General features: G+C 32.5%; 23 protein-coding genes. 22 read left to right on the top strand and 1 reads right to left on the bottom strand.

Going from position 1 to position 26,222, the window contains the following annotated elements:
- Window positions 1-526 precede the first annotated feature (526 nt).
- From Q0975_RS16655 to Q0975_RS16600, 12 genes are all read left to right on the top strand, one after another.
- A complete protein-coding gene (locus Q0975_RS16655) occupies window positions 527-1,168 on the top strand; it encodes a GNAT family N-acetyltransferase (RefSeq protein WP_299438706.1) in 642 nt (213 codons plus the stop codon).
- Window positions 1,156-2,346, top strand: a complete 1,191-nt coding sequence (locus Q0975_RS16650; protein WP_299438704.1) for an argininosuccinate synthase domain-containing protein — start codon at window positions 1,156-1,158, stop codon at window positions 2,344-2,346. Before Q0975_RS16655 ends, Q0975_RS16650 begins: the two co-directional genes overlap by 13 nt.
- Entirely contained in the window at window positions 2,343-3,320 is a 978-nt protein-coding gene (argC, locus tag Q0975_RS16645; RefSeq protein ID WP_299438702.1) for an N-acetyl-gamma-glutamyl-phosphate reductase, read from the top strand. Before Q0975_RS16650 ends, argC begins: the two co-directional genes overlap by 4 nt.
- Before the next feature lie 55 nt (window positions 3,321-3,375).
- A complete protein-coding gene (proC, locus tag Q0975_RS16640) occupies window positions 3,376-4,170 on the top strand; it encodes a pyrroline-5-carboxylate reductase (RefSeq protein WP_299438700.1) in 795 nt (264 codons plus the stop codon).
- An 85-nt stretch (window positions 4,171-4,255) separates the two neighbouring features.
- A complete protein-coding gene (locus Q0975_RS16635; RefSeq protein WP_299438698.1) occupies window positions 4,256-5,395 on the top strand; it encodes an aminotransferase class III-fold pyridoxal phosphate-dependent enzyme in 1,140 nt (379 codons plus the stop codon).
- Window positions 5,396-5,397: 2 nt separating this feature from the next.
- Window positions 5,398-6,594, top strand: a complete 1,197-nt coding sequence (locus Q0975_RS16630; protein ID WP_299438696.1) for a glutamate-5-semialdehyde dehydrogenase — start codon at window positions 5,398-5,400, stop codon at window positions 6,592-6,594.
- Window positions 6,578-7,366 carry a glutamate 5-kinase gene (gene proB, locus Q0975_RS16625; RefSeq protein WP_299438694.1) on the top strand — a complete coding sequence of 263 codons (789 nt, stop codon included), beginning with the start codon at window positions 6,578-6,580 and terminating at the stop codon, window positions 7,364-7,366. The genes Q0975_RS16630 and proB overlap by 17 nt, the downstream gene beginning before the upstream one ends.
- Entirely contained in the window at window positions 7,359-8,303 is a 945-nt protein-coding gene (locus tag Q0975_RS16620; RefSeq protein WP_299438692.1) for an N-acetylornithine carbamoyltransferase, read from the top strand. The genes proB and Q0975_RS16620 overlap by 8 nt, the downstream gene beginning before the upstream one ends.
- Window positions 8,304-8,467: 164 nt before the next feature.
- Entirely contained in the window at window positions 8,468-9,253 is a 786-nt protein-coding gene (argB, locus tag Q0975_RS16615) for an acetylglutamate kinase (protein WP_299438690.1), read from the top strand.
- A 79-nt stretch (window positions 9,254-9,332) separates the two neighbouring features.
- Window positions 9,333-10,517, top strand: a complete 1,185-nt coding sequence (locus Q0975_RS16610) for a M20 family metallo-hydrolase (RefSeq protein ID WP_299438688.1) — start codon at window positions 9,333-9,335, stop codon at window positions 10,515-10,517.
- Between the two features lie 121 nt (window positions 10,518-10,638).
- Window positions 10,639-11,916, top strand: coding sequence for an argininosuccinate lyase (gene argH, locus Q0975_RS16605; RefSeq protein ID WP_299438686.1), 1,278 nt, complete (start codon window positions 10,639-10,641; stop codon window positions 11,914-11,916).
- 331 nt (window positions 11,917-12,247) lie between these two features.
- The gene (locus Q0975_RS16600) at window positions 12,248-13,393 is read left to right on the top strand and encodes a PAS domain-containing sensor histidine kinase (protein ID WP_299438684.1); all 1,146 of its coding nucleotides are present in this window, start codon (window positions 12,248-12,250) and stop codon (window positions 13,391-13,393) included.
- 101 nt (window positions 13,394-13,494) lie between these two features.
- On the opposite strand, the gene Q0975_RS16595 is transcribed toward Q0975_RS16600, so the two are convergent.
- The gene (locus Q0975_RS16595) at window positions 13,495-13,902 is read right to left on the bottom strand and encodes a response regulator (protein WP_299438682.1); all 408 of its coding nucleotides are present in this window, start codon (window positions 13,900-13,902) and stop codon (window positions 13,495-13,497) included.
- Window positions 13,903-14,172: 270 nt separating this feature from the next.
- On the opposite strand from Q0975_RS16595, the gene Q0975_RS16590 reads away from it, so the two are divergent.
- The 10 genes from Q0975_RS16590 to Q0975_RS16545 all read left to right on the top strand — a co-directional run bounded on the left by Q0975_RS16590 (window position 14,173) and on the right by Q0975_RS16545 (window position 26,196).
- Window positions 14,173-15,057, top strand: coding sequence for a carbohydrate kinase (locus tag Q0975_RS16590; RefSeq protein ID WP_299438680.1), 885 nt, complete (start codon window positions 14,173-14,175; stop codon window positions 15,055-15,057).
- Window positions 15,058-15,371: 314 nt separating this feature from the next.
- Entirely contained in the window at window positions 15,372-17,207 is a 1,836-nt protein-coding gene (locus Q0975_RS16585) for a wax ester/triacylglycerol synthase family O-acyltransferase (protein WP_299438678.1), read from the top strand.
- On the top strand, window positions 17,208-18,146 hold the full coding sequence (locus Q0975_RS16580; RefSeq protein ID WP_299438677.1) for an alpha/beta hydrolase: 939 nt from the start codon (window positions 17,208-17,210) through the stop codon (window positions 18,144-18,146).
- A gap of 4 nt (window positions 18,147-18,150) precedes the next feature.
- Window positions 18,151-19,314 carry an alpha/beta hydrolase gene (locus Q0975_RS16575; protein ID WP_299438675.1) on the top strand — a complete coding sequence of 388 codons (1,164 nt, stop codon included), beginning with the start codon at window positions 18,151-18,153 and terminating at the stop codon, window positions 19,312-19,314.
- 8 nt (window positions 19,315-19,322) lie between these two features.
- A complete protein-coding gene (locus Q0975_RS16570) occupies window positions 19,323-22,559 on the top strand; it encodes an HAD-IB family hydrolase (RefSeq protein ID WP_299438673.1) in 3,237 nt (1,078 codons plus the stop codon).
- 18 nt (window positions 22,560-22,577) lie between these two features.
- Window positions 22,578-23,579 (top strand): NAD(P)H-dependent glycerol-3-phosphate dehydrogenase, encoded by a 1,002-nt coding sequence (locus Q0975_RS16565; RefSeq protein WP_299438671.1) that lies wholly within the window; start codon window positions 22,578-22,580, stop codon window positions 23,577-23,579.
- Between the two features lie 60 nt (window positions 23,580-23,639).
- Window positions 23,640-24,152 carry a hypothetical protein gene (locus tag Q0975_RS16560; RefSeq protein WP_299438670.1) on the top strand — a complete coding sequence of 171 codons (513 nt, stop codon included), beginning with the start codon at window positions 23,640-23,642 and terminating at the stop codon, window positions 24,150-24,152.
- A 6-nt stretch (window positions 24,153-24,158) separates the two neighbouring features.
- Window positions 24,159-24,962 carry a bacterial transcriptional activator domain-containing protein gene (locus Q0975_RS16555; protein ID WP_299438668.1) on the top strand — a complete coding sequence of 268 codons (804 nt, stop codon included), beginning with the start codon at window positions 24,159-24,161 and terminating at the stop codon, window positions 24,960-24,962.
- 115 nt (window positions 24,963-25,077) lie between these two features.
- The gene (locus tag Q0975_RS16550; RefSeq protein ID WP_299438666.1) at window positions 25,078-25,341 is read left to right on the top strand and encodes a hypothetical protein; all 264 of its coding nucleotides are present in this window, start codon (window positions 25,078-25,080) and stop codon (window positions 25,339-25,341) included.
- A gap of 87 nt (window positions 25,342-25,428) precedes the next feature.
- Window positions 25,429-26,196 (top strand): hypothetical protein, encoded by a 768-nt coding sequence (locus tag Q0975_RS16545; protein WP_299438664.1) that lies wholly within the window; start codon window positions 25,429-25,431, stop codon window positions 26,194-26,196.
- Window positions 26,197-26,222: the final 26 nt, after the last annotated feature.

Below are 26,222 nucleotides of genomic sequence, written 5' to 3'. Positions count from 1 at the left end.
GTTTGATGAGTATTACGGTATAGATTTTACGAAAATCATAATTCTATAGAATTTTAGTTTTTTTCTTTTTAGGTAAAGATTATTTTTATGTAATATTGTACCATCTAGTTAACGAAAGGGGCTACGGCCGACGATTTAGAGTTACTATTATGAAAACGGCAAATTATATTTTTACAGAAGTTAAAGTTCAGTTCTTGAACCAGTTAGTTGATACCATTATATCTACACGCCGCTTTCGTCGCCCCTTGGGGGTTTAAAATTATTACGAAGTAGGTGCGTCCTACTTCCCTTATAAAACATTCCTTTTTTCGATTTAGTTATTAATTCCACTCAAAAGAGTATTATTTTATCTATTGATATCGGGCATTACTAATTTCGAATCTCCTCAGGAATCATATCATTTAAACTTTAAGTATTTACACTTTTTGATATATAATTCATTTATGAAATGGATCATTATATCAATCTAAAAGTTGTTCATAATAAATTACATCTTTTTTAAAGAAAGAGTAATAGAAATTAGCGGATGAAACAGATACAAATTATCATAGCTACGAATAAGCACTTGGGTTACGCTCGGGAGATTTGCGAAGTGATATCAGATTCTGCAAAAGTAAGAGGTACTGGTATTGCTAAACGAACTCCAGAGTATATAAAAACTAAGATCAGAAATGGAAATGCAATTATAGCTTTATCCCAAGATGAGTTTGCAGGATTTTGCTATATAGAGGTTTGGGGTCACGAAAAATATGTAGCTCATTCAGGTCTTATAGTGCATCCGGATTATAGAAATCAAGGATTGGCAAAAAAGATTAAGGAATTCACCTTTAATTATTCTTTACAAAAGTATCCTCATTCTAAAGTTTTTGGTATTACAACAGGATTAGCAGTCATGAAGATAAACTCTGATCTAGGTTATAAACCAGTTACTTTTTCGGAATTAACAGATGATCCCAAGTTTTGGGCTGGTTGTAAAACTTGTACCAACTATGATATTTTGACAACCAAAGATCATAAGATGTGTCTTTGCACAGGAATGTTATATGATCCAACTATTGAAGTTAGAAAAAAAGAAAAATGGTACAATAAGAAAGTGTTAAAAAGATTAAAAAAAATAAAGCAGACAATGCTTACAAGTAATAAACAATTGTTGTTATGGAAAAAATAATAGTAGCATACAGTGGAGGTTTAGATACTTCATACTGTGTGAAATATCTTATTCATGAAAAGAACCTAGAGGTACACACAATATTGGTAAATACCGGAGGATTTTCTGAAGAAGAATTAGAACATACAGAGAAGAGAGCATATCAACTAGGAAGTACTTCTCATGTTAATAAAACAATATTGGATGAGTTTTACCAAAAAGCGATTAAGTATTTGATTTTTGGTAATGTACTTAAAAACAATACATATCCATTGTCGGTAAGTGCAGAAAGAATTTTTCAGGCAATAGAAGTTATTAATTATGCGAAGAAAGTAGGTGCAAAATATATAGCACATGGAAGTACAGGTGCAGGAAATGATCAGATTAGATTCGATGTGATTTTCCAAACCCTAGCTCCGGAAATCGAAATTATTACTCCAATAAGAGATTTGAAATTATCCAGACAAGAGGAAGTTGAGTTTCTTAGAACGCACGGAGTTGATTATAGTTGGGAAAAAGCTCAATATTCTATTAATAAAGGGATTTGGGGTACTAGCGTAGGAGGAAAAGAGACCTTAACATCTCATAATGCATTACCCGAAGATGCGTATCCAAGTCAACTCCAAAAAGAGAAAGAAGAAACGATTACTCTTAATTTTGAAAAAGGGGAATTAGTTGGATTAGATGGGATAAAGGATACTCCTGTCAAAAATATTCAGAAACTTGAGGAATTAGCAAGTGCCTTTGCTATTGGTAGGGATACTCATGTAGGAGATACTATTATTGGTATTAAAGGAAGAGTTGGGTTTGAAGCTGCAGCGCCATTGGTAATTATAAAAGCACATCATTTATTAGAAAAACATGTGTTAACTAAGTGGCAACAATATTGGAAAGAACAGTTAGCAAATTGGTATGGTATGCTATTGCATGAAGGTAATTATTTGGATCCTGTTATGCGAAATATTGAAGTATTTCTGGATGATTCTCAGAAATCAGTGACCGGCGATGTTATCGTAAAACTAAAACCATATCATTTCACTCTGGAAGGAATCGAATCAGAATTTGATATGATGAAATCAGATTTTGGACAATATGGTGAAATGAATAATTCATGGACTTCTGATGACGCTAAAGGTTTTATTAAAATCTATGGAAATGCTAATAAGATATATCATAATGTAAACCCAAGCGAATCATGATAAAAGTTGGAATTATAGGAGGATCAGGATATACGGCTGGAGAATTACTAAGACTATTAGTTAATCACCCAGAAGTAGAACTGGATTTCGTATACAGTACTACGAATGCAGGTATCTCGATTAGCCAGCAACATGTAGATTTACTCGGAGATATAGATCTTTCATTTACAGATACTGTTAATACCAATGTAGATGTCCTATTCTTATGTCTTGGACACGGAAGATCACGAGCATTTCTAGAAGCAAATGCTTTTTCGAATGATACCAAAATTATTGATTTAGGTAACGATTTTAGATTAGAGAATGATCAGAACTTTCAGGGAAGTGGCTTTGTATATGGTTTACCGGAATTACAAAAAGAAAAAATCCAATCTGCTCAGAATATAGCAAATCCAGGATGTTTTGCAACCGCTATTCAGTTGGGGTTATTACCATTAGCTGTGGAAGGGAAATTGACAGATGCTGTTCATGTGAATGCAACAACCGGAAGTACTGGAGCAGGAGTAATGCCTGGTGGAACGACACATTTTAGTTGGAGAGATAACAATTTTTCTAGTTATAAAGTATTTACACACCAACATCTAGACGAAATAAATCAGAGCGTAAAACAATTACAAAACAGTTTTCAATCTCCAATTTTCTTTATTCCTAATCGAGGAAATTTTAGCAAAGGGATTTATGCTACGATGTACACGAAGTATGATGGTTCTGAAAAGGAGGCCAAAGAACTATATAAATCTTATTATAAAAAGGCAAAATTCACAATAGTTTCAGATTCAGAAATTCATCTGAAACAAGTTGTAAATACCAACAAATGTATTCTGCATATTAGTAAAAAAGATGGAATGTTGTTAATCACTTCAGTGATAGATAATTTGATAAAAGGAGCTTCTGGACAGGCTATTCATAATATGAATTTGATGTTTGGATTAGAAGAAAAAACAGGGTTAGAATTAAAAGCAAGCGCTTTCTGATTTCTCCTCTCCATTGACGGAGAGGTTTGGGGTAAGGGTGTTAATAAAAAATAAGATGAATAAAATAACAATTATAGGAGGAGGTAACTTAGGGAAATCCATAATATCGGGATTGTCTGATAGTGATCTTTTTGAAGCAAAAAATATTACAGTAGTAGATAAGTCGAAATATAACCTAAAAGAGGTTGAAGAAAAATTAGGGGTATCTACATCACAAAACATCATAGCGTCAATAAAAGATGTTAAATGGGTAATTCTATGTGTACAACCAAGGCAATTAGATACTGTTTTGCAAGAGATTAAGGATGTTGTAACTAAGGATCAAATACTTATTTCTACAGTAACAGGAACTTCTATTGCAGAAATTAATGAAGTAGTTCCAAATAATAAAGTGGTAAGAGTGATGCCGAATACAGGAGCTGCAAAAAAATTATCGATGACCTGTATTTCAGCTAATGAAGATGTAAAGGAAGAACTAATAATTGTGGAGAAAATGTTTGACACAATAGGAGAAACTTTAGTAATAGAAGAGAGATTGATGCAAGCTGCTACTGTTCTGGGAGCTAGTGGAATAGCGTTCTTTTTAAGGTTTCTTAGAGCTATGATTCAAGGAGGGATTCAAATGGGGTTTCACCCTCACGAAGCTCAGATTATAGCAGTGCAAACTGCCATTGGAGCGGCAACATTAGTAGCAGAAAACGGAACGCATCCTGAACGTGAAATTGATAAAGTAACCACACCACAAGGATGTACGATTGAAGGATTAAATGAAATGGAACATCAAGGATTAAGTTCCTCAGTCATAAAAGGAGTAATGGCTTCTTATGAAAAAATTAATACAATAAAATAGTTGATAGTTAGTCGTTCTCAATTGATAGTTTCATATTGAAAATAATCGACGATTAACAATAAACAATAAACCAACAACTAAGAATATGAAATTATTTGATGTATATCCCTTATACGATGTAGAACCTGTTAACGCCTATGATAGTATTGTGGTGGGTAAAGATGGAAACGAGTATTTGGATTTGTATGGTGGTCACGCAGTAATATCAGTTGGTCACGGACATCCACATTATGTAAAAAGATTAAAAGAGCAAATAGAAAAAATTGGGTTTTATTCGAATGCTGTTCAGAATAGCTTGCAATCTCAATTAGCTGATAAACTAGGCGAATTATCTGGATGTAATGAATATCAATTGTTTTTATGTAACTCTGGAGCCGAAGCGAATGAAAATGCGCTAAAACTAGCATCTTTTTACACAGGGAAATCTAGAGTTGTTTCGTTTGATAATGGTTTCCATGGGAGAACTTCTGCAGCCGTTGCAGCTACCGATAATGCTAAGATTAATTCACCTCTTAATAAACAACAAAATGTAACCTTTTTGCCATTAAATGACTTAGAGTTGGTGGATAAAGAGTTGAAAAAAGGTGATGTATGTGCTGTTATCATTGAACCAATTCAGGGTGTTGGAGGTTTAGATGAAGGAACCACTGAATTTTTTAAAGGATTAGAAAAGTTGTGTCGAAAATACAATGTAGTACTTATTCTAGATGAGGTACAGACGGGATTCGGAAGAACGGGAAAATTCTTTGCATATCAGCATCATGGAATTACACCAGACATCATCTCTATTGCAAAAGGTATGGGTAATGGTTTTCCAATAGGAGGAATTCTGATTGCGCCTCACATTGAACCTAGTTATGGATTGTTAGGTACAACCTTTGGAGGAAATCATCTTGCTTGTACAGCAGCATTATCAGTGCTGGAAATATTAGAAACAGAGAATTTGATTGATAATGCTAAACTAACAGGAGACTATTTTATATCCCAAGCGACTCGTCTTCCAGGAGTCAAAAAAGTAAAAGGAAAAGGATTGATGTTAGGTTTAGAATTTGATTTTGAGGTAGGTGATCTTAGAAAAAAACTGATCTATGATGAGCATATTTTTACAGGAGGAGCCATCAACAAAAAGCTATTACGAATACTTCCTCCATTGACTATAGGTAAAGCCGAAATAGATCAATTTATTAAGGCATTACAAAAGGTGTTAGTACCAGAAAAGATATAAATATGAGTATTACATTAGATATATCACAGAGAAATTCAGTATTGCAAAAGATGGCAGTACTGGTAGATCAACATAGAGATGCCATAATTACCGCGAACTTAAAGGATCTCGCATCTTATGTAGGAGATGATTTGGCAATGCGTGATCGATTAAAAGTAGATCAAAGTAAAATTGAAACGATGATTGCAGCACTTACACAGTTAAGCAATCAAGAAGACCCAATAGGAGTGGAGCGTTTTAGATTTACGCATGATAACGGTATGCAGGTATATAATAAAACTGCTCCTTTCGGTACGGTATTAATTATCTATGAATCAAGACCAGATGTTACTATTGAAGCTGCTGGAATTGCATTCAAATCTGGAAATAAAATTTTATTAAAAGGAGGAAAGGAATCTTTACACTCTAATCTGGAAATAGTAAAACTATGGCATAAGGCACTTTCAGAAAATGATATTTCGCCAGGTTGGGTGGAATACTTGAATTACAATAGAATAGAGACTCAAGCATTTCTAGAAAATCCTACTCAGAATATAGACCTGATAGTTCCTAGAGGAGGAGAAAGATTAATAGCATTTGTAAAAAAGCATGCTACCTGTCCAGTTATCGTAAGTGGAAGAGGAAACAATTTTGTTTATGTTCATAATGAAGCAGATAGGGCCTTGGCTTTAGATAATATTATCAATGGTAAAACAGATAAGATTTCGGCATGTAATGCTGTGGATAAAGTTTTAATAGATAAAAACCTTCCTAATAAAGAAGATTTTGTTAGAAACCTTATCACCACACTTAAAGGCTTTAATGTAGAAATATTAGGAGATGCTTCTTTATCAAAATATGAAGATGTTCATCCTATCACTAATAATGATATATGGAAAGAAGAGTTTTTGGATTATAAAATTGTTATCGGAGAAATAGAAAATACTCCGGAAGCTATTTCAAAAATAAACGCATATAGCGGTGGGCATTCTGCTGCTATAATTACCAAGAATCAGAAGGAGGCAGATGTGTTTATGTCATCCGTGGATTGCGCAGCGGTATATCATAATGCGTCTACTAGATTTACTGATGGTTTTCAATTAGGTCTAGGAGGAGAATTAGCAATAAGTACGGATAAGTTGCACCAAAGAGGACCAATTGGGTTACAGCATTTGGTGACAAATAAATGGTATATACATGGAGATGGACAGATCAGATAAAAAGAGAATTGTACTAAAGATAGGATCTAATGTATTGACTAAAGGAACGGACCATGTTTCTAGAGGCAAGATAGAAGATATCGGAAGACAAATTGTAGCATTACAGGATACCTATGAATTCGTGATTGTCAGTTCAGGTGCAATTGCGGTAGCTAAACAATTTGTGAATTTAGAAAGTAGTGGAAAAGAAATAAATGTAAAGCAAGCACTAGCATCTATTGGTCAACCTCATTTGATGAGAATTTTTCAAGAGAGTTTTAGAGATTTAGGCCTGTTAACATCACAGTGTTTATTGTCTTATTCTGATTTTGAAAGAGAACAATCTAAGAAGAATATTGTCAATACCATTAATGTCTTGGTAGCTAATAATTACATCCCTATCATCAATGAAAATGATACTGTGGCGACTGATGAAATTCAATTTGGAGACAATGATAAGCTAGCAGCGTTAACAGCTTGTTTATTAAAAGCTGATTTATTAGTAATTGCTACCAATACGAATGGTATTTGTACTAAAAAATCAGTGGAGAATAGAACATATGAAACCATTGACGAAGTAGAGGATATAGAATCATTAACTGATGAAATTGTTTCCTCTATCTCTACACATGGAACCGGAGGAATGAGATCCAAAGTACAAGCAGCTAGTATAGCACAAAACGCAAATATAGAAGCCTGGATCGTTAATGGTCTTGAAGATAATTTTATGGTAAATGCAATTGAAAATAAAATTCAGTTTACCAAAATAGTTAAAGCAGTATATAATGAATAATTACTTTTCAATAGAAGATATCGATTCGCTTGATACATGGATAAATCAGGCAATCGAGATAAAGAAAAATCCTTTGTCAGATAAGACATTAGGAACAGATAAAACTATCGGTTTATTATTTTTTAATCCTAGTTTACGTACACGATTAAGTACTCAGAAAGCTGCTTTAAATCTGGGCTTGAATGTTATTGTAATGAATTTTACAGGAGAAGGTTGGTCTTTAGAATACGGTGATGGAAAAGTAATGGATCAAGGCAATTCAGAACACGTAAAGGAAGCAGCTCAAGTGATTTCACAATATTGTGATATTTTGGCGATTAGGGCTTTTGCTACATTAAAAAATAGGGAAGAAGATTATGAAGAAAAAGTAGTAAAGAACTTTATGAAGTATGCTAGCATCCCAGTGATAAATATGGAAAGCGCAACTGGTCATCCTTTGCAAGCATTAACAGATGCAATCACAATTGCAGAACATAAACCAATTCATAAACCAAAGATTGTATTATCATGGGCACCACATCCGAAAGCCTTACCCCAAGCTGTTGCAAATTCTTTTGTAGAGATGATGCAACGCATGGAAGCGGATTTTGTAATTACCCATCCTGTGGGATTTGAGTTAGCCAGTCAAATTACTAATGAGGTGCCCATTGATTACAATCAGGAAAAAGCATTTAAAGATGCAGATTTTGTGTATGTGAAGAATTGGAGTTCGTATACCGATTATGGGAAATCATCTCAGGATCAAAGTTGGATGATTACCGAAGAAAAAATGAAGTTAACCAATAATGCAAAGTTTATGCACTGTTTACCAGTAAGAAGAAATGTTGTTGTAGATGACGCTGTTATAGACAGTAATAATTCTATTGTAATCGAACAGGCGAATAATAGAACCTATGCAGCTCAATTGGTGCTTAAGAAGATATTAGAAAATAAGTAAAACGATTACTGTTCCCTCTCTTTGGAATGAGGGGAATAATTAGTATGGAAACAAGACAAAAATTATTAGTAGCAAAGATTGGTGAGGGCAGAACGTTAAGAAAATGTCCAGTGGACATTTTTAGTGAATGAGCCAGATGGCGGGTTGGCAAAATAAATTTGAAGATGGAAACAAGACAAAAATTATTAGTAGCAAAGATTGGCGGTAATATTATAGAAGATGAAAGCGCCTTACATTCTTTTCTAAAAGACTTCTCTAATGTTGAAGACCCTAAAATCTTAATTCATGGAGGAGGTAAATCTGCTACTAAGTTAGCTTCAAGGTTAGGAGTTAAGACAGAAATGATAGATGGAAGAAGAATAACTTCTGCAGAGAACCTTGATATCGTAGTAATGACGTATGCAGGTATATTGAATAAGAACATTGTTTCAGGCTTGCAAAAACATAAATGCAATGCATTGGGATTAACAGGTGCGGATGCTAATCTTATCATAGCCGAGCGAAGACCTGCACAATTTGTTGATTACGGATATGTTGGGGATGTGACTAGTGTAAATAATAAAACCTTAAAAGGATTTTTGGAGTTAGGAATAACCCCTGTTTTTTGCGCCGTAACACACGATACGAATGGTCAATTATTTAATACGAACGCAGATACTATTGCTTCAGAAATTGCTTCATCAATGGGTAAATACTATGATGTTTCACTCTTTTATTGTTTTGAATTAAAAGGTGTTTTAGAAAATATTGAAGATAAGGATTCGGTAATTGAGCATATCGATTTAGAGAAATATTCTGAACTAAGAGATGCTGAAGTTATTGCAGATGGAATGTTACCAAAGTTAAAGAATTGCTTTGATGCACTACAAAAAGATGTAAGTAAAGTGCATATAGCTAATGCAGATTTTATAAAAGATAGCACTATAAAACATACGACTTTGAGTCTGTGAGTATGGGAGTAGTAAGTCAGTGAGTTAAAAAGTTGGGATTTATTAAGAGTATCAATAAGTGAGTTTTAAAAAATAAAAAATGGAAGAGATAGATAATAATAAGTATAATGCCTTGAAAAATAATGGTAGTGATCGGATACTTGATGACTCAGTCTCTCCATTGCTCAAAAACTCAATTAATACCAAACTCAATTATTCAGATACTAAACAACTAACTGAAAACGCTATTGAGCTTTTGCATAAATTGATTGAGACGCAATCTTTTTCTTCAGAAGAGGAAGGAACAGCGCAGTTGATCGAAAATTGGTTTAATCAATATAATATCCCTTTCGAAAGAGAAAACAATAATGTCTGGGCTTATAACAAACATTTTGATGATGCTAAGCCCACTATTTTACTAAACTCTCATCATGATACTGTAAAACCTAATGGGAATTATACGAACGATCCATTTAAAGCATTTGTAGAAGATGGAAAGTTATATGGGTTAGGTAGTAATGATGCAGGTGGATGTTTAGTTTCATTGATAGCAACATTTACTTATTTCTATGATAGAAAAGGGTTAAACTATAATTTTGTAATAGCAACTTCTGCAGAAGAAGAGAGTAGTGGCCCACTGGGATTAAAAAGTATCCTGAAACATTTGAAAAATGTAGAATTTGCAGTTGTCGGAGAACCTACATTGATGCAATTGGCGATTGCAGAGAAAGGACTGTTAGTATTAGATGTGTCGGTAAAAGGGACTGCTAGTCACGCCGCACACCCTAATGATGACAATGCAATTTATAATACGCTAGAAGTAATTGAATGGTTTAGAGGTTACAAGTTTGAAAAAAAATCAGAGACTTTAGGAGATGTAAAAATGACAGTTACACAAATCAATGCTGGTAATCAGCATAATGTAGTTCCTTCTCACTGTAATCTAGTCGTCGATATTAGAGTAAATGATAAGTATAAAAATGAAGAGGTTTTAGAGATAGTGAAACAAGCAATGCCAGATAATGTTGAGGTAAAACCAAGATCATTGCATTTGGGATCTTCTTCAATACCAAAAGATCATCCGATTGTAGTGTCAGGGATAGCTTTAGGTAGAACAACCTATGGGTCACCAACCTTATCAGACCAATCGATATTAAGTTGTCCATCTTTAAAATTAGGACCAGGAGATTCAACCAGATCACATTCTGCGGACGAATTTATATATGTAGAAGAGGTCAAAGAAGGTGTAGCATTATATATTAAAACTTTAGAAGGAATTGTTTAAAATGAGAAATGAGAAATGAAAAATGTAAAGCGGAAAATAAAAGAAGTATTAAATACACATAATCTAATTTTAAGTAGTGATTACTTAATACTCAATTCTAATTACTTAATACTAAATAATTATGAAACTTTGGGATAAAGGATTACCAACAGATCAAAAGATAGATATGTTTACTGTCGGAAATGATAGACAATTAGATTTGGTAATTGCTAAATATGATGTGCAAGCAACATTGGCACACGCTAAAATGTTACATAAAATAAAATTACTTTCAGATGAAGATGTTTCAGCAATTGAAATAGAACTAAAGCTATTGGCTAAACAAATCGAAGAAGGAACTTTTGTAATAGAAGATCAGTTCGAAGATGTACATTCTAAGATAGAGTTTGAACTGACAAAAAAAATAGGAGATGCAGGAAAGAAGATACATACCGCTAGATCTAGAAATGATCAAGTTTTGGTAGCGATGCATTTGTATCTGAAAGATGAATTAAAACAAATAAAATCTCAGGTAAAAGAATTATCTAAAAACTTATTGAGTTCTGCAGAACAATATAAAGAAGTGTTATTACCTGGATACACACATCTTCAGATAGCAATGCCGTCTTCATTCGGGTTATGGTTTTCTGCATATGCAGAGAGCTTTATTGATGATTTGTATTTTGTAAACGCAGCATTAAAAGTTGTCGATCAAAATCCATTAGGTAGTGCTGCAGGATATGGAAGTTCTTTTCCTATTGATAGAGAATTTACTACAAAAGAGCTTGGTTTTGAGACCTTAAAATATAATGTGGTAGCAGCTCAAATGAGTAGAGGGAAATCCGAAAAATCTACCGCTTTCGCAATGAGTAGTGTGGCAGGAACATTATCTAAATTAGCGATGGATGTATGTGTATATATGAGTCAAAATTTTGATTTCATGAGTATTCCTTCAGAATTTACAACGGGCTCTAGTATTATGCCTCATAAGAAGAATCCAGATGTATTTGAACTAATTAGAGGAAAGTGTAATAAAATTCAGGCATTACCCTATGAATTGAGTTTGTTGACTAATAATCTACCAAGTGGATATCACAGAGATTTACAGTTATTAAAAGAAGGAATCATACCTGCTATACAAGATCTAAAAGCATCATTAGAAATGGCTATCTACGCTTTAAAAAATGTTACAGTGAATGAAAGGATATTAGACGATGATAAATACGATTATTTATTTAGTGTAGATACATTAAATGAATTGGTAATGAAGGGAATGTCATTTAGAGATGCATATGTGAAAATCGGTTTGGATATTGAAAAAGGAAATTACAAACCAGAAAAAAATACAAAACATAGTCATATTGGTAGTATTAATAATCTGTGTTTGGATAATATTAAAGAAAAGCTAGAATCTGTTTAAATAAAGGTATGTATAGTATATAAGAGAAGTTGAAGCAGTTAATTGAGTGTAAGTTGAGTTAGTTTAATTTTTTTATGCTTCGACCTAGACCCTCAGAGGAGTAGTTAACCGCTGAGGGTTGTTTTTTTGCAGAATTATAAGCATAATGGTGATATGATGCAGGTAATTAGATGTTAATGATGATTGACATTTTGTGTCAAATAAGATCTTGAGATGTTTTTTGTCGTGTTTTTTTGTGTCTTGCCGATTATTTTGGATTATGAAATTAATTTCTTTAGGTTTAGAAATCGAGTTTTATACTTTCATTAAGTCAACAATTAAACCCCTGGAAATGAAAGTTATCAAGAATAAAGGCAATGATATTATTGCGAATGAGCAAGCTGAACTTCAATCTTTATTAGAGCATACGGATGAACTAATTTATCAATTTCGATATTTTCCAGATAAGAAAAAATATACACTCCCTTTTGCCAGTAGTGGTTTGTGGAATATTTATGAAGTAATGCCAGATGAGGTGAAATATGATGCAAGACCAGTTATAAGTAGAATGCATAAGGATGACTTTAAAGCAGTTTATAATATCGTAAATAAATCAATGAAAACGCTAGAGAGTTGGAGTTATGATTTTAGAGTAGTGTTACCTTCTAAAGGTGTTCGATGGTTAAGGGGACATGGACAACCTGTACAATTGACAGACGGTAGTTTTCTTTGGAATGGATTTGTAATGGATATAACATCTCAAAAAGAAAAAGAGGAAGAAGTAAAAAAGACATTCGATATTGTTAAAGCACAAAACAAGCGATTGATTAATTTTGCTCATATAGCGACACATAACTTACGTTCGCATTCTAATAATCTAGCAATTCTCCTAGAACTAGCTGAAGAAGAAAAAGATCCTGTAGAAAAAACAGAAATAATGGGGCACGTAAAGAGGGTTTCTGGAGAGTTATCCAATACAATGGTACATTTAAATGAAATCGTTATGGTTCAAACAAATGTTAATCAGGAATTGAAGCAAGTGAACTTACATAAATATATAGAAAGAACAATATTTGTTTTAAAAGGAGATATTCATCAAAAAAGCGCTGAAATAATAAACAAGGTCTCCAAGAATATTTTTGTTGAATATAATCCTGTATATCTCGAAAGTATTCTACTTAATCTGATATCTAATTCTTTAAAGTACAAGCATCCAGAACGTAATCCAGAAATAAAGATTGATGCTTTTTGTGAAAACGATCAATTGATATTACAGATATCGGACAATGGAATAGGTATTGATATTAAAAAACATGGAGAACATTTGTTTGGAATGTATAAAACTTTTCATAAAAATAAAGATGCTGTAGGGATAGGTCTTTTTCTTACTAAAAGCCAAATAGAAACCATGGGAGGTACTATAGAAGTGGAAAGTAAAGTTAATATTGGTACAAGTTTTAAAATTTTGTTTAGCAAAAGAAGCCAACTATGCAATTAATTAAAAGGTTTAGAAAACAATTATTTTAAAATTACTTGTAACCCTATTTAATATCTCAAACAAGAATAGGTGGTGTTAGATTCAAAGTATTTGAATTGATTTTAGGAATTGACAAAATATGACTCTAAAATTAAATCTAATTTTTCATTAGAAAGAGGTTTTATTATGTAATCACTCACTCCTTTTATATTTTTTGATCTCGAAATATCTCGAGGATCATTAGAAGTAGTAAGGATAATGAGTTTACTATGTTCAATAATCTCATCTTCTAACTGATTATAGGCTTCAATAAACTCCCAACCATTCATACTAGGCATGTTTAAATCTAATAAAATAAGTTGAGGTTTTTTTATAAAACTTACATTTATTGATTTAAGATAACTTAGGGCAATATCACCACCAAAAAATGTCAAGACGTTCTTAAAATCATTATGTTTATCAACAACTCTTTTATGAATGTATTGGGTTGCTTTATCGTCATCTATTAATAATACTGTCTCTACCATCATGATCTATGAAATTAATGATGTAAATTTCATAAACAATGATTAGATTGTTGTAATTGCTAATTTTATTTTAAATATGATTTCGGATAAAAGATATATACATTCGATTAAATGTAAAACTTAACAAATATTTATGTGAAATAAGGTGGAATTTTCCCTTTTATTTTAAGTGGTAAAGCTATTTAGCAATTGAATTAATAAAGAACATAAGGATATGTGCACTATTACTTTTAGATTAATACTAAAAAAAAATAGTTTAAAAACTATTTCGCTATGAAAATAACCTGTTTCGGAGAAGTGCTTTGGGATATATTTCCTCATCATAAAAAAATAGGAGGAGCTCCTCTTAATGTAGCTTTGCGGTTAAAAACTATGGGGATAGATTCCTCTATTATCACCAAAGTAGGTTTTGATGATTTAGGAGATGATATAATTACATATATAGATAAGCAAGGTTTGCCTTTAGGAACGATTCAAAAAGATCATCAATACCATACTGGAGAAGTTTTGGTAACCTTAGATGAAGAAGGAACAGCTTCATATGAGATCAGTCACTCTGTTGCTTGGGATTTTATCGAAACTAAGGATAACGCTATAAAAGAAGTATCGATATCAGATGCTATTATTTTTGGTAGCCTAGCAGCACGAAATGAGGTTTCTAGAAATACATTATTTGAATTACTAAACAAAGCGAAATTTAAAATTTTAGATGTCAATCTTCGCCCTCCTCATTATGATAATCAATTACTTACTGATTTAATGAAAAGAGCTGACTTTATAAAACTAAATGATGATGAATTGGATGAAGTCTGTATTTATTTTGGAATAAAAGAAACTACATTAGAAAAGCAAATAAAAGCTTTGGCAGGATATACGAATACTACAGAAATTTGTATTACCAAAGGAGGAAAAGGAGCGACACTATATTATAATGATTCTTTTTATCATAATAGTGGGTATAGGATTGAAGTGGTAGATACAGTAGGAGCTGGAGATTCTTTTTTGGCTACTTTAATCTCCAAATTATTACAAGGAGCCGAACCTCAGTTGGCCATAAATCATGCGTGTGCAATTGGAGCTATGGTAGCAGGAAGTGAAGGAGCAAATCCAGTTTTTAATGACACTGAAATTTCAAACTTTATCACAAACCAAGAATAAACCAATTCTTACTTACATGAATTAGATTAATAATGATATAGACTTTAGTTTCGTTTTTTTTCTTACATTAAAAAAAGTGGTTTGTTTCAGTAATTGAATAGATTCTTTTTAATCGGTGATTTAACCAAAAAATACTTGTAAATTAAAAGAAACGGCGAAATCGTTATAGTTATGTTTTATAAAGCCTTAAATTATTGATATTTTCATATGTTAAAAAAATAGGGTATCCTTATGTTCAGAGGGGATATTTTGTCCAAAAAAAAACTATATTGCATATCACTTCTTATAAACCCGATCTAAATAATTAAGAATATATGTCAAAAAAGAAAGCCATTAAAAACCTTTTAGACGATGCTTTAGATGATACTATCAAGCAAGTTTCTGGACAAGATGCTACTTTTTTATATGCGGATTCTCCAACAAGTCCTATGCATATTGGGACATTAACGATAGTTGAAGACTCTTTGAATTTTGAAGACTTTAAAGCTATAATTGCTTCGAAATTACATTTAATCCCAAAATTTAGACAGCGTTTATTAAATGTACCTTTAAAATTGGATTACCCGTATTGGGTAGATGACCCAAATTTTGATTTAGATTTACATTTAAACAGAATAAAATTACCAGATCCTGCAAATTGGAAAACACTGAGAGAAGTTACCTCTTCAATATTTAGTGATCCTTTGGATCCAAACAGGCCATTATGGTCAGTTAGTTTTATTGAAGGTTTAGATGAGATTTCACAAATCCCAAAGGGCTCTGTAGCCATAGTCATTAAGATTCATCACGTTATGATTGATGGGAGCTCAGGAGTAGGTATTATGGGAGTTCTATTCGATAAGAATGAAGAAGATAAAAATAAGCCTCCTGCACCTCCTAAACCGTATGATCCCGATCCTTTGCCGGATGAGCTGAGTTTACTATTAAAAAGTTCATACAAATTTTTAAAAGATCCGCTTAGGATCCCTAAAACTATAGGTGAAACAGCTTATGCCGTTGTAAAAGGACAAGCCACCAGTAAAATGATGGGAAAAAAGGAATTTAAAGCAAATAGTTTTTCAGTACCTAAGACTATTTTTAATGGTTCCATTTCTCCAAAAAGAACTTGGGGAACTGCTATTTTATCGTTTGATCGTATTTATGCATTGAGAAAAATAATGGATGTCACGATCAATGATGTTATTGTTGCTATTTGTGCAGGCGGTATTCGAAAGTATTTACAAGAAAAAGAGAAATTACCAGCGCAACCCTTAGTAGCAAACGTACCCATCTCTATTCGAGTGAAAGGAGAAAAACAAAAAATGAACAATCAAATTTCTAATATGCTTGTTCAGATAGGTACTCATATTGAGGATCCAATAAAACGTTTAGAATTTATATACGAACAAACTGATTTAGGTAAGACCAGAAATAAAGCTGTTGGAGCAAAAACACTCTCTAAAATGGCAGATTCTGTTCCATTTGGACTTGCCAATCTTGCCGCTAATGTATATACCAAATATAATATAAAAGAATTCCATCGTCCGCCGTTTAATGTTACTATAACAAATGTTCCTGGCCCAAGCGGGAAGTTATATATAAAAGGACATGAAATAGTTTCTATTTTTGGGTTAACTCCAGTCGTTGATGGATTTGGATTAATTATTGCAGCATTTAGTTATAATGGGTTAGTTACGATTACTACTACCTCAGATGCTAAGACTATGCCTGATGCGGACACCTTTTCTCGTTACATTCGTGAATCAGCAAATGAATTAGAAGCAGTAATAAAAAAACGAGGAAGAAAAGCAACCAAACCAACAACAGTAAAATTAAAAAGCACCGCATTTTTTACAGCTTTAAATAAATATGTAAAAAACAGTCAGGAACAAATTAAAAAATTCAAAGGCACATACCAGTTTAAGGTAAGTTTGGATAAAACAGAGGCATATTGGAATTTACATATTACTGCAAAAACTGCGGAGTTAAAAAAACAAAAAAGTAGCAAACCAACGGCTACATTAGAAATTGAAGATGCTAATTTGAATGCATTATATAAAGGAAAATTATTGTTTGAAGAGTTAAAAATTCAAGATAGAATAAAGTTTAGTGGCAAAAATGAAAATGCAACAAAACTTGAACAATTAATAACACAATTTTTAAATAAATAAATGAGTTTTAGTACCGATAGATATACTACGAAAGATGGAGAACACATTTTTTATTACCAATGGAAGTCTGTAAATAAAAATCCAAAAGGAGTTGTGCAAATAGCACATGGTATGGGAGAACATGCAGGACGTTATGAACGGATTGCTACACTATTGCAGGAACAAGGGTATGAAGTATATGCTAATGATCATCGTATTCACGGTAAGTCTTCAAAATCTATAGATTCTTTAGGAGTATATGAAGGAGCCGATTTTTTTGAGGATGCTGTGGAGGATATGAGAGAATTGACTAATATTATTAAGAAAGAACACCCATCTCAAAAAATCATTTTGTTTGGTCATAGTATGGGGTCTTTTTTAAGTAGAGAGTATGTTACCAAATATGGCGAAGATGTTAAGGTTTTAATTATTTCTGGAACAGCTAGTTACATGAAAGGCTTAGGAACCTTAGGTTTAGTTAGTTCAAACGTTATAAAGTTTTTAAAAGGAGGAAAAAAAAGCAATACTATTTTAAAGTCAATGTTTTTTACCGAATTCAATAAAAAATTTAAACCAAATAGAACCAAAGTGGATTGGATTAGTAGCGATCCGGATCAAGTAGATTTGTTTAATAATGATCCTTATAGGATAGAAGATTTTTCTACAAATGTCTTTATAGATCTGATAAAAGGAAGTAAAAAAATAAACGAAAAAAGCGCATTTAAAGCTACACCAAAAAATTTGCCGATATATATATTTTCAGGAGATAAAGATCCTGTTGGTGACATGGGAAAGGGGACCCAGAAAGTTGCTAAGCAATATAAGAAGGCAGGTATCATGGATCTTACATTAAAAATTTACAAAGATGGAAGACATGAAATGCTCAATGAAACGAATAAAGCCGAAGTAGAACAAGATGTTATAAGTTGGCTTAATGAAAAAGTGGAAGAGGAAAATTGATATTATGGAAAACAACAAAACATTGTATACCGCATTTACCAAGCTAGGAATTAAACTAGCTATAACAAAAGGGTATACACTAAAAAGAGCAAAAGAGATTTTACTCCAAAAATTTGAAGATCACCCTTTTGAGAAGCATATTATATATTCAATTGATAATGATGAGTTTAATAAAAACCCATTACCAATTCTAGTGGATAATTGTATTGATGTTTGTGAAGATTTTGGTCCAGATAGAGATTATGTTACATTGATTAAAATATTAGAGAGTATCAATGAAATGAAATCATTGAAGTCTTATAATGAGTCTGTTACGACTGATTTGATTAAAGGTTTTGAGAAAAATATAAATGTAATAAATAAACGTATTCCGCCTCCTCCATTATTTAATGTTGTGTTAGAAAGTCGCTCTGTTGTAGAGTGGGTTAGTATGTTAGGATTATATCATGTGATTCCAAAGAAAAAACAAGGTAACAATAAACCAGTATTGTTAATGCCACCATATTTAGGAAATGACTATTCTACAACTTTTGTTAGAAAATATTTGAAATCTGTAGGATTTAAAACCTATAAATGGGAGTTGGGAGTTAATAAGATTGACTCTAAATATTTACCTAAATTAGTAGAGCGCTTAGAAGAGATATATGAAAAACACCAAGAAAAAGTAAGCCTTGTAGGATGGAGTGGTGGAGGAATTTTAGCAAAGATTATTGCTAATAGGCATCCAGATAAGGTAGAGCAATTGGTAACCATTGGATCTCCTGTTTGGGGAGTAAAAAATATGCAAACACCACTTGTAAAATCATTAGAATTTTTAAGAGGGAAAAGTTTAAAAGAGCGTAATACTAAGTTTTTAGAAGAATTAGAACAAGTTCCGAATATTCCGGTGACATGTATTTACACCAAAACGGACGGATTAGTTCCATGGAAAAACTGTTTGGAAGCAGAAACCTTAAGAAAAAATATCACCAATGTTGAGGTTTATGGAAGCCATTGCGGTTTAGGAGCGAATGCTTCCGTATTAGTAACTGTTGCTAATTCGCTTATTAAAAACACCCAAGGTCAAGAACCAAATGATTTTGTAACAAAAATAGAAAAGTTGTTTTTTCCAAAATTTTGGAAACAAGATAAAAACGATATTCTGAAGGACTTATTTTTAAAACCCTAAATCATATAATGCAAAATATACTCGATCAACCTAAATTTCAAGAACAGCTTAAGCATATTGCTAAGACTCAAAAAAAAGAGCTTTCTGAAATTCAGAAAGAAGCCAAAGCTTGTATACAAGAATTATACTCAGAGCAGCATCCTATTGCCAATATGATGACACTCAAAGGTTTTGATTTTTTGATGTCTAAAGCTTACGAAGATAAGATAGATGTTGATCCGCAGGAGATTAAAAAACTAATGAAGCTTATGCGACAAAATTCCGTCGCATTTATTTTAACTCATAAAACATACCTGGATACTGTTGTACTTGTTAATACCTTAACGCGATATGGAATGCCAATTCCTTATACTTTTGGAGGTATAAACTTGGCGATGCCAGGCGTTAAACAATTAGGTAAAAACTCGGGTCTTATCTTTATAAGAAGAAATTTTAAAAATGATACAGTTTACAAAGCATCTTTACGTCGTTATATTTCTTATTTAATTGAAAATGGTGATCACCTAACCTGGAATATCGAAGGAACACGCTCGAGAACAGGTAAAATTGTGTATCCACAAATGGGTATATTAAAATACATCATGGAAGGAGAACGTGATAGTGCACGTAGTATAAAATACGTTCCTGTATCTATTGTATATGATCTTATTCCTGATGTAAAAGAAATGACAGAAGAGGGAAAAGGAAAAGTAAAGAAAGATGAAACCTTAAAAGATTTTACAAATTATATTCATAAACTAAGAAGTAATTATGGTAGAGCATCCATACGATTTGGGGAGCCTGTTGAACCTGGAGCTCATAAAAATGCCATAATTCCGGATATTGAAGAAGATAGTTATTCTGATAAAAATACCTTGCCGCGTTTTGCTTTTGAACTCATTCATAAGGCAAATATGATAACACCTGTAACTACAGTGTCGTTAGTATGTAATGTGTTATTAAATAATTTTTCTTTAACAAAAAAAGAATTAGAAGCCAATGTAATTAAACTCATGAATTACATTGAACAAAGAAAAGAAGATGTACTTCTAGATAGAGGAAATAACATTAGTGTTACTATCCAAAAAGCATTAAATCTTTTATTAAGCTCGGGAATTATTCATAAAAGTAAAGCAGGTAGGAAAACCCAATTCAGTTTAGCACCAAACGAATTTTTACCGGCTACCTATTATGCAAATATGGCATCAGGTCATTTGTATCATCGAGCCTTTATAGAAATGGCGCTGGTAAAAATAAAGGACGATAAATCATCTAATAGAATTATTAGCTTTTGGGAAGAGATTATGCATTTACGCAATCTTTTTAAATTTGAGTTCTTTTATACGAATAAAGCACAATTTAGTAGTGAGATTGAAGAAGAATTAGAACTATTTGATCCTAATTGGAGAGAAATCATAATCAATCCAGAAAGTGATATTGATGCCTTACTAAAAAGGCAAGAACTCTTTGTTTCTAAAGGGTTACTTCTTATTTATTTAGAAGCAAACAAAGTGGTCTGTCACACATTAAATAGTTGGGATTTAGAAGATGAATTTATAGAAAGTGAGTTTATCGATTTATGCCTTTTTAAAGGAAAAGAACTTCATTGGCAATCTAGAATAACGCGATTAGAAAGTATTTCCAAACCTTTTTTAATAAGTGCACTACGATTAGCAACCAATAGTAAACTCACTCCAATCGATAAAACGATAGATCTAAAGAAATTAAATGATTGGATGGTTACATTAGATGACTTAACAGGACGTCTGTATCTATTACAACAATTTGAAATAAAGGCAACTATTATAAATACTGAAGAAGAAGTCAGTGAAATAAAAGAAATAGTTCCTGGTTCTGAAACTAATACGGTTTCCGAAAAAACTATAGAGGAAGAAGAAGGCCCACATATAGCTGCTTTTTTTGACTTAGACCGAACACTTATTAATGATTTTTCTGCTAAAAAGTTTGTACAAACAAGATTTTTAAGTGGAAAAACTACGGCTAAAGAATTACTCTCTCAATTTGCTACAGTTTTATTGTATTCTGCGGGAAATCGCGATTTTGAAATACTAACAAACGTATCTGCTTTAGGGGTAAAAGGTATTAAAGAAGAAACGTTTGTCAAATTAGGAAAAGAAGTATATGAAGATCATTTGGCAAGTACCATCTATCCTGAATCAAGATTGTTAATTCAATCACATTTAGACAAAGGACATAAAATTGTTATTATTTCTGCAGCAACCCTGTATCAGGTAAAACCAATTGCGGATGAACTTGGTGTCACAGATATTTATTGTACTGAAATGGAAGTTCGTAAAGGACGGTTTACGGGTAAAATAAGTGAAATGTGTTGGGGAGAAGGTAAAGCAAATGCAGGTAGGAAATTTGCGAAAGCAAACGGAATTGATTTATCAAAAAGCTACTTCTATACAGATAGTTTTGACGATTATCCTTTGTTAGATATCGTTGGTAAGCCACAGGCTGTTAATCCAGACAGTAGATTATCACAATTTGCTTTTGAAAATGACTGGCCGATAGTACGTTTTGAAAATACTAACGATCGTAATGTTGTTAATAGTTTTAGAACAGGTTTAGCGGCAGCAAGTATTTATCCATCAGTTTTAAAAGGATTGGTAAAAGGAGTAAGTACGATGTCTCGACAAGAGTTTGCAAATGCTACATTATCTAGTATTGGTGATTTGGGGACCAAATTTGCAGGATTGGATATTGCTGTAAAAGGAAAACATAATTTGGACGATTTTAGACCTGCTGTTTTTTGTTTTAACCATCAAAGTTCTGCAGACTTTTTTATCATCTTGAAACTATTACGTAACGATGTTACTGGTGTTGCAAAAAAAGAATTAGAGTATAGTCCTATTGGTCCATTGTTTAAAGCTCTAGGAGCAATTTTTATAGATAGATCTGATAAAGCAAAAGCGCTTAAATCAATGGAGGAAGCGGCAGATGCAATTAAAGATGGATTATCTGTTGCGATAGCTCCAGAAGGAACAAGAAGTGGTAGTAAAACTTTAGGTAAATTTAAAAAAGGAGCATTTCATTTAGCGATGCAAGCAGGTGTACCTATGATACCGATAGTTATTAAAAATGCTTATATGGCAATACCAAAAGGGAGTTCCGTTTTCAGACCAACACATATTGAAGTGGTTGTGCTAGATCCTATTGATACTTCAGAATGGAAACCTAGAAAAATTGATACATACGTTGAAGAAGTAAGAGATTTATTTCAAAAAGAATTAGATAATTAAATTTATAACTACTAAAATATGAAGCTAAAAGTAGGATTATTGGGTGGTGGTTCATGGGGAACAACAGTAGCATCGTTAACTGCAAAAAATAGTGATACTATTATTTGGGCAAGAAACCCTGAAACTGTGGATGAAATAAATGCATACAAAACAAATGAGAAATATTTACCTGATGCAAAACTTACATCTTCTTTAAAAGCATCTAATTCTATCCAAGAAACGGTTGAAAAAGCAGATGTTATTGTTATGGGAGTTCCTGCTCAGAGTATGAGAAAAGTATTAGAAGATGCTAAACCTTATATTCGACCGTGGGTTCCGATTATTAACTTGGCAAAAGGGTTAGAGATCGGGACTAAAATGAGAATGACCGAAATAATTGAAGAAATTATGCCTGGTCATCCAGCAGGAGTATTAACAGGACCTAATTTGGCAAAAGAAATACATTTTGGTAAAGCTGCTGCGGCTGTAATAGCCATGGTTGATGATACTATTGCAAAAAAATTACAATCAGTTTTTAGTTCTGGTCTTTTTAGAGTGTATACTAATAACGATGTGATTGGTTGTGAATTAGGAGGAGCCTTAAAAAATATTATGGCAATAGCTACAGGAATGGGAGATGGAGCATTTGCAGGAGACAATACGCGTTCAGCACTTATTACCAGAGGATTATCCGAACTCACAAGGTTAGGGGTTGCTATGGGCGGAAAAAACAGAACCTTTGCTGGTTTAGCAGGAATGGGGGATCTGGTAGCCACTTGCTCTAGTTCAAAAAGTAGAAATTATCAGGTAGGCTTTCAATTAGGTAAAGGAAAAAGTTTGCAAGAGATTATTAATGAAATGAATGAAGTTGCTGAAGGAGTGAAAACAGCAAAAGTTATTATAGAGCTTGCAAAAGATTATGATATAGATATGCCGATATCTCAAGAAGTATATAAAGTATTGTATGAAGGAAATACAGTAAATGATGCTTTTAGAGGTTTACTGAAATATGAAGTTGGCTCTGAAAAAGAACCTGGATAAAAAATACGATTAAGTAATTAATCAAGATCAATTTACTATTCATAGTATAAATTTAATATTATGGCCAAAAAACCGGATCAGACAGCATCGTTTATGGTGCGTTTCAATCAAAAAATATTTGAAGAAGACGGCGAATCAAAAGTACAGTGGCGAGGAAAAATTTCGCATATTCAAGGGGGTGAGGACGAAAATTTTTCAGACTTTAATGATGCCTTGATTTTTATGCAAAAAAAACTAGCTGAACTTACAAATGAAGCTACGAAGGATCAATCAGAAGAAAGTAGGGAAGGTATCTTAGACAAAAGCTTTTCTATGTGGAAAACGATTAAAGAAGTTGGACCTAAGGTTATTATGGATACGATTAAGGATCCTAAAAAACAAATCTCACAAATTCAGGACCAAATCCAAGATCAGATTAGTCACATAGGGGATGAGATTAGCGAAAAAGTACAGATAGATCAATGGCGTAAAGCGTCAAGAGCAGATTATAATAAAATTCAGGAATCTATTGATGAACTATCAAAGGAATTGAAGAAACTATCCTCAAAAGTAGATTCTATTAAAAAGAAATAATCGCTAATGTCTCCATTGCCAGAACGTATACAAGAATTAGTTTCTTTTCAAAACAGCGCCAAAATTCAGATTAAAACTTTGGGGCAGTTTAGCGTATGGCGTAATGATACTAAAATAGAATCAAAAGAATGGGGAAGAGATAAAACGGTACAATTATTACAATATCTAATTTCTAATAGACAACGTAATGCACAGCATAAAGAGAAGATTATGGATAATCTTTGGGAAGATTGGAATGATCGTGATTTTAAAGTAGCATTACATGGCATTAATAAAGTTTTGGAACCTGACAGAGCTTCAAGAACAGAACCTATTTATATTGTAAGACAAGGAGTAAGCTATCAACTTGATTTAGAAAAAATATGGATAGATGCTAAAGCTTTAGAAGAATACATTATCATAGGAAATGAGTTTTATGGTACGGATAATGAAATTTCAAAAATTGCGTATAAATTAGCCATAGATTTATATAAAGGTGTGTATTTACCAAATCGCATCTATGAAGATTGGTCTTCTGAAGAACGCGAAAAAACGCAGATGCTCGTGTTAGGAGCTTATATCACTTTAGCCGAAATATTAGTAAACGATAACCCAATCGAAAGTATTAGATTAGCACAAAATGCATTATCAATAGACCCTACCTGGGAAGATGCGTATCGCATTCAGATGCGGGCATATTTGATAAAGGGCAATCGTCCTCAAGCAATTAAAACATACACAAAATGCGAAACCATACTAGATAAGGAGTATGGTATAGAGCCACTTCCAGAAACTAAAGAACTACTCAAAGCTATAGAAGAAATAGGTTAAATCACTTCCTTTAGTATACATTTAAACGTCGTCATTATTATTTGCAACTCGTTTGTAACTGCACCATTGTATGTTTGCAGTATAAATATTGAAATAATAATTAAAAAATATAATAATGGAAACTAAAAACAGAAATTCTAAAGTAGCATTTTTTACAGTAGAAAACGTAATCGATACTGTATTAACAGTAAATAAGAAAGCATTAGACGTTACAGAAAAAGGATTTATGAAAGGATTATCTGTAGCAGAAAAATGTCAGGATTTTACGAATAAGAATATTAAAAAAGGACTAAGTTTTAGTGCTAAACAACAAAACACAATGTTTGATACATTGGATATGTCTAAAGAAAAAGTGACATCTTTTTTTAATAAAAAATAACCCCGATTTAAAATTGTAACTCATTTGCAACTTGTGGTTTATATGTTTGCAAAAGAAAATTAAGAATTAAAGTAAAAAAAATATATTATGGCAGCTAAAAGTAAAAAAGATAACAAAATTGCAAAAGCTAAAGATATCGTTAAAAAAATCAACGGTGATTTAATTGATGCATCATTTAAAGCAATTGAAACTACAGTAGAAACTGGAGAAAAATGGCAAAAATTAACTTCTAAGTTAATAAAGAAGGCAGAGCCATTAACAAAACAACAAATGAATATGTTTGTTGAAACTGCTGAAACTTTAAAAGGACAATTAGAAAGCGGAACTGATCGTTTAAAAACATTAGTTGGTTATGATCCAAAGATGGTTGATCAAGTAAAGAAAATGGTTACTGATCATCCAGTTGTTGAGAAAGTAGAAGAAGTAAAAAATAAGATTCAGGAAGAAGTATCTAAAAATAAACTAGTTAAGAAAGCAGAGAAAATGTCTGTTAAACTTAAAAAAGATATTGCTAATACTATTGAAGAAGTAAAAGAAAAGATCGAAGATTATACAGATATCGATATTGATCTTAGTGATAAAAAGGATACTAAAAAAGCTGCAGCTAAGAAAGCTCCTGCAAAAAAGGCTCCAGCTAAAAAAGCAGTAGCAAAGAAAGCTCCAGTAAAAAAGGCACCTACAAAAAAGGCTCCAGCTAAAAAAACAGTAGCAAAGAAAGCTCCTGCTAAAAAGACTGTAGCTAAGAAAGCTTCTACTACAAAAACAGTTGTAGCTAAAACAGCTGCTACGAAAGCTCCTGCAAAAAAAGCTGAAGCTAAAGTTGTAACTGAAAAAGTAACTGAAGCTAAGAAATAAGCTGTAGTAAATCAGAAAAAGAAGTA

Origin of the sequence: uncultured Aquimarina sp. (assembly GCF_947500065.1) — a bacterium.
Taxonomy (GTDB): domain Bacteria; phylum Bacteroidota; class Bacteroidia; order Flavobacteriales; family Flavobacteriaceae; genus Aquimarina.
This window is presented reverse-complemented; position numbering and strand designations above follow the sequence as displayed.

Coding starts and splice junctions, on each gene's coding strand:
- Q0975_RS16650 (WP_299438704.1), top strand. CDS start 1,156: ATGGAAAAAATAATAGTAGCATACAGTGGAGGTTTAGATACTTCATAC.
- Q0975_RS16635 (WP_299438698.1), top strand. CDS start 4,256: ATGAAATTATTTGATGTATATCCCTTATACGATGTAGAACCTGTTAAC.
- argB (WP_299438690.1), top strand. CDS start 8,468: ATGGAAACAAGACAAAAATTATTAGTAGCAAAGATTGGCGGTAATATT.
- Q0975_RS16555 (WP_299438668.1), top strand. CDS start 24,159: ATGTCTCCATTGCCAGAACGTATACAAGAATTAGTTTCTTTTCAAAAC.
- Q0975_RS16610 (WP_299438688.1), top strand. CDS start 9,333: ATGGAAGAGATAGATAATAATAAGTATAATGCCTTGAAAAATAATGGT.
- Q0975_RS16590 (WP_299438680.1), top strand. CDS start 14,173: ATGAAAATAACCTGTTTCGGAGAAGTGCTTTGGGATATATTTCCTCAT.
- Q0975_RS16585 (WP_299438678.1), top strand. CDS start 15,372: ATGTCAAAAAAGAAAGCCATTAAAAACCTTTTAGACGATGCTTTAGAT.
- Q0975_RS16570 (WP_299438673.1), top strand. CDS start 19,323: ATGCAAAATATACTCGATCAACCTAAATTTCAAGAACAGCTTAAGCAT.
- Q0975_RS16545 (WP_299438664.1), top strand. CDS start 25,429: ATGGCAGCTAAAAGTAAAAAAGATAACAAAATTGCAAAAGCTAAAGAT.
- Q0975_RS16600 (WP_299438684.1), top strand. CDS start 12,248: ATGAAAGTTATCAAGAATAAAGGCAATGATATTATTGCGAATGAGCAA.
- Q0975_RS16560 (WP_299438670.1), top strand. CDS start 23,640: ATGGCCAAAAAACCGGATCAGACAGCATCGTTTATGGTGCGTTTCAAT.
- proC (WP_299438700.1), top strand. CDS start 3,376: ATGAATAAAATAACAATTATAGGAGGAGGTAACTTAGGGAAATCCATA.
- argH (WP_299438686.1), top strand. CDS start 10,639: ATGAAACTTTGGGATAAAGGATTACCAACAGATCAAAAGATAGATATG.
- Q0975_RS16580 (WP_299438677.1), top strand. CDS start 17,208: ATGAGTTTTAGTACCGATAGATATACTACGAAAGATGGAGAACACATT.
- Q0975_RS16655 (WP_299438706.1), top strand. CDS start 527: ATGAAACAGATACAAATTATCATAGCTACGAATAAGCACTTGGGTTAC.
- Q0975_RS16630 (WP_299438696.1), top strand. CDS start 5,398: ATGAGTATTACATTAGATATATCACAGAGAAATTCAGTATTGCAAAAG.
- Q0975_RS16595 (WP_299438682.1), bottom strand. CDS start 13,902: ATGATGGTAGAGACAGTATTATTAATAGATGACGATAAAGCAACCCAA.
- Q0975_RS16565 (WP_299438671.1), top strand. CDS start 22,578: ATGAAGCTAAAAGTAGGATTATTGGGTGGTGGTTCATGGGGAACAACA.
- proB (WP_299438694.1), top strand. CDS start 6,578: ATGGACAGATCAGATAAAAAGAGAATTGTACTAAAGATAGGATCTAAT.
- Q0975_RS16575 (WP_299438675.1), top strand. CDS start 18,151: ATGGAAAACAACAAAACATTGTATACCGCATTTACCAAGCTAGGAATT.
- argC (WP_299438702.1), top strand. CDS start 2,343: ATGATAAAAGTTGGAATTATAGGAGGATCAGGATATACGGCTGGAGAA.
- Q0975_RS16620 (WP_299438692.1), top strand. CDS start 7,359: ATGAATAATTACTTTTCAATAGAAGATATCGATTCGCTTGATACATGG.
- Q0975_RS16550 (WP_299438666.1), top strand. CDS start 25,078: ATGGAAACTAAAAACAGAAATTCTAAAGTAGCATTTTTTACAGTAGAA.